Source organism: Maribacter sp. BPC-D8 (assembly GCF_035207705.1).
Classification (GTDB): domain Bacteria; phylum Bacteroidota; class Bacteroidia; order Flavobacteriales; family Flavobacteriaceae; genus Maribacter.
The window spans coordinates 2,481,342-2,495,232 of the sequence record NZ_CP128187.1 but is presented as its reverse complement, the minus strand read 5'-3'; the positions used below and the strand labels follow the sequence as shown (position 1 = coordinate 2,495,232).

17 protein-coding genes are annotated in these 13,891 nt (G+C 34.4%); 9 read left to right on the top strand and 8 right to left on the bottom strand.

Features of this window, described 5'->3' with window-relative positions; genetic code table 11:
- Positions 1–66: 66 nt before the first annotated feature.
- Complete coding sequence (locus tag QSV08_RS11010) at positions 67–396, bottom strand: hypothetical protein (protein WP_244534027.1); 330 nt, start codon at positions 394–396, stop codon at positions 67–69.
- A gap of 178 nt (positions 397–574) precedes the next feature.
- Between QSV08_RS11010 and QSV08_RS11005 the strand changes: the two genes are divergently transcribed.
- The gene (locus tag QSV08_RS11005; RefSeq protein ID WP_073243226.1) at positions 575–1,024 is read left to right on the top strand and encodes an Lrp/AsnC family transcriptional regulator; all 450 of its coding nucleotides are present in this window, start codon (positions 575–577) and stop codon (positions 1,022–1,024) included.
- A gap of 103 nt (positions 1,025–1,127) precedes the next feature.
- Positions 1,128–2,543, top strand: coding sequence for an alpha/beta hydrolase (locus QSV08_RS11000; RefSeq protein ID WP_324023298.1), 1,416 nt, complete (start codon positions 1,128–1,130; stop codon positions 2,541–2,543).
- Here the strand turns inward: QSV08_RS11000 and QSV08_RS10995 are convergent.
- Positions 2,530–3,273, bottom strand: coding sequence for a DJ-1/PfpI family protein (locus QSV08_RS10995; protein WP_324023297.1), 744 nt, complete (start codon positions 3,271–3,273; stop codon positions 2,530–2,532). The two genes, QSV08_RS11000 and QSV08_RS10995, sit on opposite strands and share 14 nt — an antisense overlap.
- Before the next feature lie 89 nt (positions 3,274–3,362).
- On the opposite strand from QSV08_RS10995, the gene QSV08_RS10990 reads away from it, so the two are divergent.
- Complete coding sequence (locus tag QSV08_RS10990; RefSeq protein ID WP_324023295.1) at positions 3,363–4,007, top strand: DUF1684 domain-containing protein; 645 nt, start codon at positions 3,363–3,365, stop codon at positions 4,005–4,007.
- An 85-nt stretch (positions 4,008–4,092) separates the two neighbouring features.
- Here QSV08_RS10990 and QSV08_RS10985 read toward each other — a convergent pair whose 3' ends face one another.
- The 5 genes from QSV08_RS10985 to QSV08_RS10965 form a co-directional block, all read right to left on the bottom strand.
- Positions 4,093–5,139, bottom strand: coding sequence for an outer membrane beta-barrel protein (locus QSV08_RS10985; protein WP_324023294.1), 1,047 nt, complete (start codon positions 5,137–5,139; stop codon positions 4,093–4,095).
- Positions 5,140–5,233: 94 nt separating this feature from the next.
- Positions 5,234–6,514: an ammonium transporter gene (locus tag QSV08_RS10980; protein ID WP_324023293.1), complete on the bottom strand. Its 1,281-nt coding sequence runs from the start codon at positions 6,512–6,514 to the stop codon at positions 5,234–5,236.
- A 33-nt stretch (positions 6,515–6,547) separates the two neighbouring features.
- A complete protein-coding gene (locus QSV08_RS10975) occupies positions 6,548–6,886 on the bottom strand; it encodes a P-II family nitrogen regulator (protein WP_324023291.1) in 339 nt (112 codons plus the stop codon).
- 291 nt (positions 6,887–7,177) lie between these two features.
- Positions 7,178–7,549 (bottom strand): fluoride efflux transporter CrcB, encoded by a 372-nt coding sequence (gene crcB / locus QSV08_RS10970; RefSeq protein WP_324023290.1) that lies wholly within the window; start codon positions 7,547–7,549, stop codon positions 7,178–7,180.
- 18 nt (positions 7,550–7,567) lie between these two features.
- The gene (locus QSV08_RS10965; protein WP_324023288.1) at positions 7,568–7,747 is read right to left on the bottom strand and encodes a hypothetical protein; all 180 of its coding nucleotides are present in this window, start codon (positions 7,745–7,747) and stop codon (positions 7,568–7,570) included.
- Positions 7,748–8,098: 351 nt separating this feature from the next.
- Between QSV08_RS10965 and QSV08_RS10960 the strand changes: the two genes are divergently transcribed.
- A complete protein-coding gene (locus QSV08_RS10960) occupies positions 8,099–8,485 on the top strand; it encodes a nucleoside triphosphate pyrophosphohydrolase family protein (RefSeq protein ID WP_324023286.1) in 387 nt (128 codons plus the stop codon).
- Between the two features lie 28 nt (positions 8,486–8,513).
- Here QSV08_RS10960 and QSV08_RS10955 read toward each other — a convergent pair whose 3' ends face one another.
- Positions 8,514–9,584 carry a branched-chain amino acid aminotransferase gene (locus tag QSV08_RS10955; protein WP_324023284.1) on the bottom strand — a complete coding sequence of 357 codons (1,071 nt, stop codon included), beginning with the start codon at positions 9,582–9,584 and terminating at the stop codon, positions 8,514–8,516.
- 72 nt (positions 9,585–9,656) lie between these two features.
- Here QSV08_RS10955 and QSV08_RS10950 point away from each other — a divergent pair, with 72 nt between their 5' ends.
- The 5 genes from QSV08_RS10950 to dnaJ all read left to right on the top strand — a co-directional run bounded on the left by QSV08_RS10950 (position 9,657) and on the right by dnaJ (position 13,736).
- Positions 9,657–10,172, top strand: a complete 516-nt coding sequence (locus QSV08_RS10950; protein ID WP_324023283.1) for a DUF4920 domain-containing protein — start codon at positions 9,657–9,659, stop codon at positions 10,170–10,172.
- 1 nt (position 10,173) lies between these two features.
- The gene (mnmD, locus tag QSV08_RS10945) at positions 10,174–10,836 is read left to right on the top strand and encodes a tRNA (5-methylaminomethyl-2-thiouridine)(34)-methyltransferase MnmD (protein ID WP_324023282.1); all 663 of its coding nucleotides are present in this window, start codon (positions 10,174–10,176) and stop codon (positions 10,834–10,836) included.
- 113 nt (positions 10,837–10,949) lie between these two features.
- The gene (locus QSV08_RS10940; RefSeq protein ID WP_324023280.1) at positions 10,950–11,912 is read left to right on the top strand and encodes a TIGR01777 family oxidoreductase; all 963 of its coding nucleotides are present in this window, start codon (positions 10,950–10,952) and stop codon (positions 11,910–11,912) included.
- Between the two features lie 138 nt (positions 11,913–12,050).
- Entirely contained in the window at positions 12,051–12,602 is a 552-nt protein-coding gene (locus QSV08_RS10935) for a nucleotide exchange factor GrpE (RefSeq protein ID WP_324023279.1), read from the top strand.
- A 9-nt stretch (positions 12,603–12,611) separates the two neighbouring features.
- Positions 12,612–13,736 (top strand): molecular chaperone DnaJ, encoded by a 1,125-nt coding sequence (dnaJ, locus tag QSV08_RS10930; RefSeq protein ID WP_073243251.1) that lies wholly within the window; start codon positions 12,612–12,614, stop codon positions 13,734–13,736.
- The last annotated feature ends 155 nt before the right edge of the window (positions 13,737–13,891 follow it).

Sequence of the window (13,891 nt, the reverse complement as noted above, 5' to 3'; positions counted from 1 at the left end):
TCAAAAATAGACCATAATTCTTAAAATGCCTGCTATAACTTGTATTTTCAGAAGAATTTAGATTGATTAAGAGTGTTCAGATTTCCAAACCTTATATGACTTTCTAAAACTTTTAATTTCTTTTCTAAGTAGATTAATATACTCCGTTTCTTTTACACCATGCTTCTCTAAACCCATACAGTACGAGTTGATATTTCTGATGATAATATTTATGTAAGAAATGGTTTCTAAACGTTCATTGCTACAATTAGAATACTCTACTTGTGCGATTTTTTGAGGTATAAGAATAGAATCGGTTAAAATAGAATTAGCCATTATATCTCTAAGGCTCTTCGATTCGCAAAGGCGCATGAGATCTTTATTGAAAGATACATACGAGGCAATCTCTCTGCTCATGGTGCAGAGTTCCAATGCTTTCCTATAAATAGGTAAATGTTTTAAACTTCGATATGCCATTATGTGGGGTGTAATTAGCGTCACATAAAATTACGTTAGTTATTTGTAAATTTTCTATCGAATACAAACGTAATTTGTATTTTTACCTTTGATAATAAAAAATTAAACAGAAAAACTTTTGAATCCAAAGATAGACGAGCTTAATTGGAAAATACTGAAACAATTGCAAAATAATGCTAGAGAATCATTTGCAAATATTGGGCGTACCGTAGGGCTCACAGCACCTGCAGTTGCTGAACGTGTTAAAAAAATGGAAGACCTTGGTATTATACAAGGTTATAAGGCTACCGTGTCTCATGCGTTGACAGGTCATCAATTAAAAGCCATTATAACATTGCGGGCTTTCATGGGAAAATTAAAACCATTTTTGTCTGTGGTTCTTACTTTAGAAGAAGTCATAAACTGTTATCGAATTACCGGAAATGAGAATATAGTCATGGAGGTTGTTTTAAAAGATCAGTTTCATCTAGAAAAATTTATTGATCAATTAATTCAATATGGTGAAACTAGAACGCATATTGTTTTATCGCAGGTAATTTCGAATGCCCCAATGCACAAGATAAAATAGAATTTTTATTTAATTGTTTTAACTAGCTTTAGGTAATTTGTAATTCAATTTAAAAAGACTGTTTATTGATAATTATTTTGGCTAGATTTTTGATGTAAAATAAATGATGAAAAAAATACTACTCCTTGCCTTCGTTTTAATTTCTTCGGTAGTGTATTCTCAAGAGCTTAGACTTTTGAGAGGTGCCATTACAGATAATTTAGTTGTAAATGATACTGTAAATGATACATACTCACTTTATTTACCTTCTAATTTTGAAGTGAATAGACCTTGGCCTGTTGCTTTTGTGATGGATTTGAAAGGGAAGGGAAAGGCAGCGGTGTCAATTTTAATTAATGCCGCTGAGCAAGAAGGCTATGTTTTGGCAAGTTCTAATAATCTTAGTGATTCACTTGCTATTTCTGAAAACGTGCTAATTGCAAACAGAATGTTTAATGCTGTTTTTAATACAATACCTACTGCAAAAAACCGCACATATACTGCAGGGTTTGGAAGTGGTGCAATGTTCGCATCTATTTTACCTACGTTTGTTCGAGAGATAAAAGGTGTTATTTCTATAGGGGCATCGGTTGGTAATGTTGAAATATTAAATACAAAACAACCTTTTCAGTTTATTGGTTTGGTCAATAGATCAGATTATAATTTTACTTCAATGTATAATACCAAGCAGGTGCTGAATAAATTAAAATTCCCAAATGAATTGTTGGTGTTTGATGGTGCTCGAAATCTACCAGAGAAAGAGATAATTGCGAAAGCATTTAGAATGTTGACATTGACCAGTATGGCTAAAGGTCATATACAGCGAAACGATAGTTTAATAAAAAGTTCATACGATGAGTTTTTGGTCGATGTAAATAAGAATGTATCAAACCAGAAACCACTTTTAGCTACATATCAAATGTTTGATATGGAGAAAATTTTCTATCCTTTAATGAAGTTAGATTCTTTAAAGGCTTCTCAAAAGGTTTTTAAACGTAGTACGTCTTATAGGCAGGCTAATAGAAGTCAAAATAGTTATTTTCTGAAGGAGTCATTCACGAAAGAAGATTACGGATATTATTTAGAGGAAGATATTATTTCCTACAACTATGCTAATTTAGGATGGTGGAATTTTCAGATGGAAGAATTAAATAAATTAGATAAGAGTTCTAATTTGTTCGAACGTCAAATGTCAAGTAGATTAAGAGGTTATATAAATGCCCTAGTTTCTGATAATATAGATTATATAGCTGCTGATGAGAAAGTAGATTTTGAAGCTTTAAATTTATTATACATGATAAAAACCATAACTGCACCTGCAGAACATGATGGTTATTTAAAGGTAATCTCAATGAGTTCAAAAATGGAAGATTACGGTACGGCCTTATTCTATTTAGAAGAACTTTTAAAAAACGGTTATACGGATAAAGAAGGGTTGTATGATATAGAGCACACATCATTGTTCAGAATAATGCCTGAATTCAATGAGGTGGTCGAAAAGTACCTGAAAGGTGCTAGATATGATGTTATTGAACAGTAAGGTGTGGCACTTTTTCTACATCCCAATCAATAACTAATCCTTTAGCTAGAGATTTGGCAATCTCTTTTCCATATAGTACTTCGCATAAATATAGTGCAGCTTCAAAGCTTTTGGCTCCGCCTGCAGAGGTAATATACTTTCCGTCGTGAACAAATAGTACGTTATCTTTTATATTCAGATTAGGAAACATTTTCCTGTAGTTTTCTACATCACTAGGGAAAGTCGTTGAAGCAACCGAATCTAAAATCCCCGTTTTTGCTAAAGGGAATGCTCCGTCGCAATGGCTAGTCATATATAGCGCACTTTTGTCAACCTTTTTGATAAAATCTAACATAGCCGTGTCTTTCAAATCGCTATCCATTGAATGCTCTGCGCTTGGCACTACCAATATGTCTATTTGAGGTAGATCGTCTTTCGTGTAATCATAATCTGGTAGAATGCGTACCCCTTCAAAAGTGGTTATGGGTTCTAAGGTGTTGGCAACAATAAAAGTGTTCATTGCCTTAATATTCTCTCTATATTTTGTATGCTGAAAAATATCGAAAGGTGCCGTAAATTCAGTATTGAAAGTACCATCCATAATAAGAAAAGCAACATTGTAGCTTTCAGGATTTAGCTCGGGCATTATTCTAGCATCTTCAGCGATTATTTCTTTTTCAACTGTAGATTTTTTCTCTTGACAGCTTATTAAGATGATAAGAAATAGTGGCAAAATATTGGTAAATTTCATATTCAAAATGTATAAGGTTCTAAAGTACGATTATAAGTAAAAAAAGTTACAACGAATAAATTGTATTTTTGAAGTGTAAAGTTAGAGATATGAGATTATGTATTGCGGTTTTAGTTTTAGGAATGTTTGTTTCATGCGGACAAGAAAAAAAATATCATGATGTAAAGAACGGTATAGCAGCTACGGTAACATCAGATAAATTAGCCGATATTTTATTGTTCCAAGAAGAATTGAATGCTGAATTTAAAGATCCTGAAACTTCTCCTTTAGCGGATCGTTTTCGAATTAAATTTGAAACTTTAGATTTTTTTGCGCCAGATACTAATTATGTAATTGAAGCACAGTTGGTAAGAACGCCCGAAGCATTGCCGTTTGCAATGCCAACTACTACAGGTAGAGAATCTACAGAGGTTGTTTATGGTGTCGCTAAGTTTACTATTAATGGAAAAGCATATGAATTGGAAATTTACCAATCTCCAGATTTAATTACTCAAGAAAAATACGTGGACTATTTGTTTTTGCCTTTTACAGATAAAACAAATGGCGAAGAGACTTATGGTGGTGGTCGGTACTTAGATTTAAGAATACCAGATGGCAATACGATTGTTCTAGATTTCAACAAAGCATATAATCCGTATTGCGCTTATAACAAGAAATTCAGTTGTCCTTTGGTGCCAGCTGTAAATAATTTGAATACTGAGATTAGGGTAGGGGTAAAAGCTTTTGATCATTAGTTTTTGTAAATAAAAAAACCTCGGCAGGTATTGCCGAGGTTTTAAAACTTAAACTATAAAATCAACCATTAATATTATCAACTACTTAGAAAGAGTAGATAGCTGCTATTGCAAAAGTAGATAGGCTATTAGTTGTGCCGATACCATCACTTTCTATAAATGGCTCAACGTCATTACCAAAACTATCTAATCTAATTTCTGGCTTAATAATCAAATTATCTTTTGTAAAACTTCCTGTAAGAGTTAATCCAAGTACAGGAACATCATCATCTAGTAAATCATCAGTGAATGCAATATATTCTCCTCTTAAACCAATAGCAAAACTTTCTGAAGTTGTTAATTGTGGGTAAATCGCTGCTCCATAAAAACCAGTTCCAGTTTCTGAGTTATCATTGTAAGCCGCATTTATTCCAAAGAAGAAATCTTCAGAAATATCAAATCCACCAGTATAATCAATTTCAAAACCTAGACCACCATTACTACCACTATCGTAGTATAAGTTTAGGTATTGGTCAAAAGCACCTAATTGAGTACCAAAAGCATAATCTCCTGTAGAACTTGTGTCATTAACATCCCAAGGATTTGAAACCGATAACATTAAGCTAACATCATCTGATAAAGCGATATCAGCTTTAACACCTAGGTGAGAAAAAGGTCCATTTGAAAATAAATAAGAAACACTATAGTTAAAATTGGCAGCAGGTGCTATTACCTCGTAACCTAAAAATGTATTCCAACGACCAGCTGTAAGAGTTACTTTGTCAGAGACATTCCAGTAAGCATAAGCTTGGTTGATAACACCATTTAAAACGTCGTTTTCAAAAGTAGCTTCTGTTCCTCTAGGTCCAAAAACTAAATCTACTACAACACCGGTATTTTCCATTTCATAGCTACCTATAATATTTGCCATACCTAATGCAAAACCAGTTTGGTTAGCAAAAGAAGTTCCCGTAGCTGTGGTTGCAGCTCCACCATCTTTAAAAGCTGTTCTCCAATAGGCATCAACAGAACCGCTAATGCTTATCTTTTTCTCTTCTTCCTCTTCTTGAGCTACTACGCCAGCAGCTGCAAAAAGCATAAGACCTGTTGCGAAAATATTTTTTACGTACTTTGTATTAATAATCGTTTTCATAAATTTTGATTTTTACCCCGTAGGGGATGAATTAATTTGAGTAATTTATTGATAGGTTATGTAACGGAGCGTTCTGCAAAACGCTCCGTATTTTTTATTTGTCGCTTGATATATGTTCTGGATAAGCTTCTAATCCATGCTCGGTAAGATCTAATCCTTCAATCTCATCTTGTTTTGAAACACGTAATCCGATTGTTTTCTTTAATATAAATAGTACAACGAACGTTCCAAAGGCAGCCCAAAGAATATAGGCAAGAGAGCCATAAGTTTGTACCCAAAGAAGACTAGCTCCACCGCCATATAATAGACCGCCATCTAAAGCGAAGACTCCTACTAATACGGTTCCAAGAAAACCACATGTACCATGTACAGAAATTGCTCCAACAGGATCATCTATCTTTAATTTTTTATCTAATAGTTCGATAGAAAGTACTACTGCTAAACCACAAACTAAACCAATGGCAATTGCACCATATGCGTTTACTGCTCCACAACCAGCGGTTATACCTACTAAGCCTGCAAGTGCGCCGTTCAAAGTCATTGAAAGGTCTGGTTTTCCATATCTCAACCAAGTCAAGAAAAGTGCTGCAATAGCACCGATTGCTGCAGATAAATTAGTGTTTATAATTACACTACCTGCTGCTATAGTATCATCACCACCCCAAGCTAATTGAGATCCACCGTTGAAACCAAACCAACCTAACCATAGTATAAATACACCAAGTGATCCTAATAACATATTATGACCTGGTATAGCTTTTACTTCTCCGTCAACATATTTGCCAATTCTAGGGCCAACCATAATAGCAGCTACCAAGGCAGCACCGCCACCAACAGCATGTACTACTGAAGATCCTGCAAAATCTATAAAACCAGCGGCGTTCAACCATGCATCATCATCAAATGGCCAGTACCAACTACCAGATATAGGGTAGATTAGTGTTGTTAATACGGCTGATAAAATTAAATATGTTGAAAATTTAGTACGTTCTGCAACTGCACCAGATACAATTGTAGCTGCTGTAGCACAAAATACAGTTTGAAAGAATAAATTGTACCAGTCTGTAGCACTAAAAAAGAAATACCCTTGATCTGTTGGGCTAGATCTAAATAATCCTCCTAATACTAAATCACTTCCATACATTATACCATAACCTACAGCCCAAAACAAAAGAGATCCAATTGCAAGGTCCATTAAGTTTTTCATGATAATATTTCCGGTATTCTTACTTCTGGTAAAACCAACTTCTACCAAAGTAAACCCAGCTTGCATAAAGAAGACTAAAATACCGGCGAGTACAATCCATAATGCCCCCATGTCGGCATTTATGGCTTCCAAAGCCTTGTCCATCGATTCTTGTGTTACTTCATTCATATTTGTAATTTTTTGAGTGATTTATTTTTAAGATTAGTTAATTCCTGCCAAGCCTTTTTCCTTAGTTCTAATTCGGTAAGCTTCCTGAACCTCAGAAACAAATATTTTACCATCGCCGACATTACCAGAATATGCAGATTCAAGAATTGAACTCACTGTTTTGTCAAGAAAGTCGTCAGATACTACAATAGATAAATACCTGCGTTGTATGTCTGTAGTGCTATATGAAATGCCACGATAAACATGACCTTGTTTTTCATTTCCTACTCCTGTTACATCCCAGTAACTAAAGAAGTTCACTTCAATATTGTGCAACGCCTCTTTGACATCGTCAAACTTTGATTTTCTGATAATTGCCTCGATTTTTTTCATTTGAATAAGTTTTTGATACTGCCAAATATATGTTAAAAACATTCAGACCCTAAAAATAATAGGGTCTGAATACTGATTTTTATCAGTATGATAATATATACCCCTAAAAAATTAGGGTATTGTTATTTAAAGATGATAATACTGAAGATACCAAGAAGTGGAAAAGGTGATTTGGTCTATATCATAGAATAATCGTCAGGAAATTGTGCGATTATCTAACGATTGTTTAATAAAACAGCAAATACTTAAAAAAATGAATAAAAATAAAATAGTGGATGGTGAATGTTAAATCTATAACATTCTGCAAATCCATAGCCCTAATGATATGGCTAGTATACCAATCGATACACTTAGACCCATATATAAGGATGTTTGAAGTAATGAAGATTCTTTAAAAAGAATGTTGCTTTCTAATGCGAATGTAGAGAAAGTAGTAAAGCCCCCGCAGAAACCGGTGGCTAATAGTAAAGTTTGATTTTCTGAAATGTAATTGTTCTTGAGAGAGAGACCTATTAATATACCTATAAGTAGGCAACCAATAATATTGACTAGAAATGTACCTAGATAGAAATTTGAATAGTAGGCATTCAGGTTCTTTGATATATAGTATCTTAAAATACTACCAAACCCTCCGCCTATAAAAACCAGTAAAAATTGTTTCATACCTTATAAAGGTAAAAACTAAACTGCTTTCTTGTAGCTAGTAGTAAGTAAATCTAACGGATAGATTACAGAAGTTGGTTGTTTAGCCGATTTTTGAGATGGTGTTTTCGCTTTTTGAGAAACACTTATCAAACTAATCGCTACCAAGGCAATGTTAATACCTACTAATACTAAGAAAATTGTAAGAAATGTCGTCATAATATATTACATCTTATAGATGAATAACGCAAAATTACGGTATTTGGTATATTAAACGCCGATAATCAGTGTTTTGTTGTGAAAATGTTAATTTTTGTGGTGTAGGAAAAAAATTAACTATTCCTTTAGGAAAAACTTTATAAATAATAGGAATGCTACGAATAGTGTAAAGAAAACACCAATCCATTTAACACCTTTATAATTCTTTTGGTGTAATTTGAAGTCTTTTTTATAAGTGATGACAATAATAATGGCGAAAACCACTGCAAATGCGATTGCAAAAATGATTTGTCCGGTGCTAAACATATTTCATATTTTTACGCAAAGCTAACGGAAAACGGTATAATAAAGATGAAAAACAAAATCAAAGCAGTAGAAGAGTTTCATAATTCTTTTGGTCTAGGTGTTTCAGAAGATATGATTGCAGATTTAGGGGCGGCGAAGAATACGTTGCGTTTCAATTTAATGGATGAGGAGAATAAAGAGTATTTAGAAGCAGCTCAGAATAATGACCTAGTTGAGGTTGCTGATGCCTTAGGTGATATGTTATACATATTATGTGGTACTATTTTAGAGCACGGTATGCAGTATAAAATTGAAGAGGTATTCAATGAAATACAAAGAAGTAATATGAGTAAGCTTGGTGAAGATGGTAAACCTATTTACCGGGAAGATGGTAAGGTTTTAAAAGGACCTAATTATTCGAAACCGAATATTGGTGTAATATTAGATAAATAAAAAAAGGGGGCGATTCGCCCCCTTTTTTTTATGCTTCTACTTTAAAGCGCCATCCGAACTTATCTTCAGACTTGTTGTACTGTATATCTGTTATAATTTTCTTTAGTCGTTGTGCATAGCTATTATCTAACTCTGGCAACTCATAATCTGTATCTCTAAATCCGAAACCGGCAATAGGCGAAATAACGGCTGCTGTACCAGCACCGAACATTTCTTTTAAAGAACCATCTTTAGCTGCTTCAACTACTTCTTTGACCGTAATTTTTCTAACCTCGGTTTTTATACCTTGGTCTTTAGCGATATCTAAAATACTTTTTCTGGTGATACCATCAAGAATACGATCACTCGTAGGTCCTGTTAATAAGGTATCATTAATTCTAATGAAGATGTTCATTGCACCCGCTTCTTCAATATATTCATGGGTAGTGTCATCTGTCCAGATTACTTGGTTGTATCCTTTTGCTACTGCTAATTGAGTAGGGTAAAATTGACCTGCATAATTACCGCCAGCTTTTGCGAAACCAACACCACCGTTTGCTGATCTAGAATATTTCTCTTCAATAAGTACTTTTACTTTACCAGAAAAATATGCCCCAGAAGGTGCACACGCGATAATGAATTTATATTCATCGGCAGGTGAAGCATGAAAACCATTACCAGAAGCGAACATAAAAGGTCTTATATATAATGAACTACCTTCTTGGGTAGGTATAAAATCTTTATCTAGGTTAAGTAACGTGGTAAGCCCTTCCATAAAGTAATCTTCAGGAATTTGAGGTATACACATTCTTTCCGCAGAAATATTAAAACGCTTGTGGTTTTCTAATGGTCTAAATAGGTAGACATCATTCTTTTCATCCTTATAGGCTTTCATACCTTCGAAAATAGATTGTCCGTAATGAAAAATCTTCGAAGATGGATCTAGCGTAATTGGCTGGTAAGGCGTTATTGTTGGCATTTCCCAAGCACCATTTTTGTAGGTACAGACCATCATATGGTCTGAAAATACAGAACCAAAAGCAAGATTGTCAAAATCTACTTGGTCAATTTTAGAGGTTTTTACCTTTTCTATTGTGATATCTTTCGTTGCAATACTCATGAAATACGTAACTTTAGTTGATTAAAATTAAACAAATATCCCTACTAGCACTTCTTTTTTAGTTTTAAATTGATGAGTTTTGCAGGTATATCAACATTTTTAGGATTTATGAAAGGATTTAACATATTACTTGTGTTTTTATTTGGGTTTTTTACTTGTCTTGCACAGCAAGATGTGGCTAATAGTTCATCAAAATTTTATGGTGATGAATTTAAAATCACCGAATTAAGTAGTAAAGATGATGTCATGAAGAAATTTGCTTCAATGCCTGTAGCTGACTCTTTGAACCTTCAATTTAAAACTAAGGTTAAAGAGGTTTGCAAAGTAAAAGGTTGTTGGATGATTGTTGAGCTACCAGAAGGTGAGCAAGCAATGGTGCGTTTTAAAGATTACGGATTCTTTATGCCGGCAGATATTCTAGAGAAAGAAGTTGTTTTAAATGGATTGGCATTTGTGGAAGAAATGAGTGTTGGTGATCAACAGCACTATGCTAAAGATGGTGGTAAGACAGAAGAAGAGATAGCAAAAATTACAACTCCGAAAAGAACATATAGTTTCGAAGCATCGGGAGTGTTAGTTCCAAATTAATTTGAAAAGAGAAATTATTACTACAGGCGATGGTTCTAAAACCATTCAGATTATGGACTGGCAAGAACAGTACCACTCAAAACATGGTGCTATTCAAGAAGCTTACCATGTATTTATTAAGTCTGGTTTAGATTTATTCAAAGACCAAGAAATTCAAATTCTAGAAATTGGTTTTGGTACAGGGCTAAATGCGTTTATCACACTTATTGAATTTGAAAAACGCAATCTGCAAATAAAGTATGCAGGTGTAGAGGCTTATCCGGTTTCAAATGAAGAGCTCGAACAATTAAATTATTTAGAAGAATTAAAATCACTTTCTAGAAAAGATGATTTTGATTTAATGCATTCATCGCCTTGGGGGCAAGAAATAGAAATTGCTGAAAATTTTAGTCTAAACAAGCAACAGAAATTTTTTAAAGAGATTGATGCGCTAAATACTTACGATCTCATTTATTTTGATGCTTTTGGCGCTCGCGTACAGCCAGAATTATGGACGGTAGAAATTTTTCAAATCATGTTCAATGCTATGAAGAGTGGTGGGTATTTGGTTACTTATGCAGCTAAAGGTAGTGTTAGGCGGGCTATGTTAGAAGTAGGTTTTCTTGTAGAGCGACTTCCTGGACCTCCTGGTAAAAGAGAAATGCTGAGGGCTAAAAAACAATAATAAATTTCTTGTTAATATAACTTTAACACCTTGTACATCAATAGGTTTGGCGACAATGTTAAATCGGAATTAAATAGTGTATCAAGAACCTTCAAAAATGATACCTTTATTCCATGAAAGTATTGATAACAGGTGCGACAGGTTTAGTGGGTAGCGAGTTGGTATCTCAATGCCATAAAAAGGGTTATGCCGTTAATTACCTAACCACACGTAAAAACAAAATTGTTTCAGAAGATAATTACAAAGGTTTCTTCTGGAATCCAAAGGCTGGTGAAATAGACGCTAAGTGTTTAGATGGTGTTTCTGTTATCATCAATTTGGCTGGTTCTAGTATTTCTAAACGATGGACGAGTAGTTATAAGAAAGAAATTATAAATAGTAGGGTAAATACCTTAGAGTTGCTAAAGAGTACACTTTTAGCAAATGAAAATCATACCGTAAAATCACTTATTTCTGCATCTGCAATTGGCATTTATCCCGATTCGGTAAGCAACTACTATACTGAAGATGAAGCAGCTGTTGATGATAGTTTTTTAGGAGAGGTGGTCGCTATTTGGGAAAAGAAAATTAATGAATTCAAACCCTTAGGATTAAAAGTCGCTAAGGTACGTATAGGTCTTGTAATGTCTAAAGATGGTGGGGCGTTACCAGAAATGGCAAAACCGGTTAAGTATTATGTAGGTGCTGCTTTTGGTTCTGGTCAACAATGGCAATCGTGGATTCACATAACAGATTTGGCAGCTATTTTTCTACATATAACAAAGTATGAATTAAAAGGTACATTTAATGGTGTTGCGCCAAACCCTGTAACTAATGTCAAGCTCGTAAAAGAAATTGCGAAAGCATTAGATCAACCACTTATATTGCCAAATATTCCGAAGTTTGTCATGTATGCCGTACTTGGTAAAATGGCATATATCTTATTTGCAAGTCAGCGTGTAAGCAGTAAAAAAATAGAAGAAGAAGGTTTTATTTTTCAATACGCTAATATTTGTCAAGCACTCGGGTCAATTTATAATACAAACACCGAATGTATTGATTCTAAAAATAAAGTGACAAAACAATTTGTGTCTTAAAGCTTAAACTATTTGTCAGCTATAATTAAATCCGCTTTTGGCGGATTTTTTTTTAAACTTTTGTGACATTTTGACATTTTTAAAGAATTGGCAGTACTTTTGCCTGCTTTTAATCAGCGATTTAAATTACAATATATTATGAGTGATAAAGAAAACACTTTGGATGATGAATTCTTGGATGATGAGCTATTAGAAGGTCAAGAGCAAGAACAAGAGAATGAAGAGGAAGAGGAAGAAAAGTCGGTAGAAGAAACGCTTAGCGATGAACTAGCGAAAGAGAAAGATAAGTTTTTAAGATTGTTTGCAGAATTTGAGAATTATAAAAGACGTACTTCTAAAGAACGTATGGAGTTATTTAAGACTGCAGGGCAAGAAGTTATCGTTTCATTATTACCAGTTTTAGATGATTTTGATAGGGCTATGAAAGAATTGGCAAAATCAGAAGATAAAGAAACTTTTACCGGTATCGAGCTAATTAATGTTAAGCTTAGAGAGACTCTAAAGGGCAAAGGTTTAGAAATGGTCGAAGCTAAGGCAGGTGATGTTTTTGATGCAGATATACATGAAGCAATAACTCAAATACCAGCACCTGACAAGAAGATGAAAGGTAAGATTATCGACGTTATCGAAAAAGGGTTTAAGTTGGGCGACCGTATTATTAGGCATCCAAAAGTAGTAGTAGGAAATTAAAAAATTGGAATGAAGGAAGATTATTATGAAGTATTAGGCATCAGTAAGAGTGCAACTGCTGCAGAAATAAAAAAAGCATACCGTAAAAAGGCATTGCAGTATCACCCAGATAAAAATCCGGGAGATAGTTCCGCCGAAGAGAAGTTCAAGAAATCTGCTGAAGCTTATGAAGTATTAAGCGACGCCGATAAGAAAGCTCGTTACGATCAGTTTGGTCATTCTGCCTTTGAAGGCGGCGGTGGCGGCGGCGGTTTTGGCGGCGGCGGTATGAATATGGATGATATCTTCAGCCAATTTGGCGATATTTTCGGTGGCGGCTTCGGCGGCGGAGGCTTTGGTGGCTTCGGCGGTGGCGGTGGTCAACGAAGAGTAAAAGGAAGTAATCTTCGTATTAGGGTAACATTGACCTTAGAAGAGATTGCAAATGGTGTAGAGAAAAAAGTTAAGGTAAAACGAAAAGTTCAAGCCGAAGGCGTTACCTATAAAACATGTACTACTTGTAATGGTAGAGGGCAGGTGACAAAAATTCAGAACACGATACTTGGTAGAATGCAAACAGCAGCTGTTTGTAGTACTTGTGGTGGTAGTGGTCAAATTTTAGACGGTAAACCTGGCGATGCAGATGCACAAGGACTAAAAGTTGCTGAAGAAACGGTGTCTATTAATATACCTGCAGGTGTAGAAGAAGGTATGCAGTTAAAAGTGCCTAATAAAGGTAATGATGCCCCGGGTAACGGAGTGCCGGGAGATTTATTAGTTGCCATAGAAACCCAAGAGCATAGCACGCTTAAAAGAGAAGGTGATAATTTACATTATGATCTTTACGTAAGTATTTCTGAAGCTGTTTTAGGAACTTCAAAAGAAATCGATGCCGTTGGTGGTAAAGTTCGTATTAAGCTAGAAGCAGGTATACAATCTGGTAAAATATTGAGACTTAGAGGTAAAGGTATTACAAGTTTAAATGGATATGGTGCTGGTGATATATTGGTACATGTAAACGTTTGGACACCTAAAGAGTTGAATAAAGAACAGAAAGAATTCTTTGAAAAAATGCAGGGCAATGACAATTTTGAGCCTAAACCAGAGAAATCTGATAAGTCATTTTTTGAAAAAGTTAAAGATATGTTCTCGTAAGTTCTAAATAACTCGTTTTTAAATAAAAAACGTATATTTGAGATAATATTGGGCAACCAATATTAATTTTCTTTTTCATAGCAATTTTTTTCCCATCCTTGATTTATCAAGGGTGGGTTTTGCTTTTTAGGGCAAAAAAGTTTTTACTTTATAAG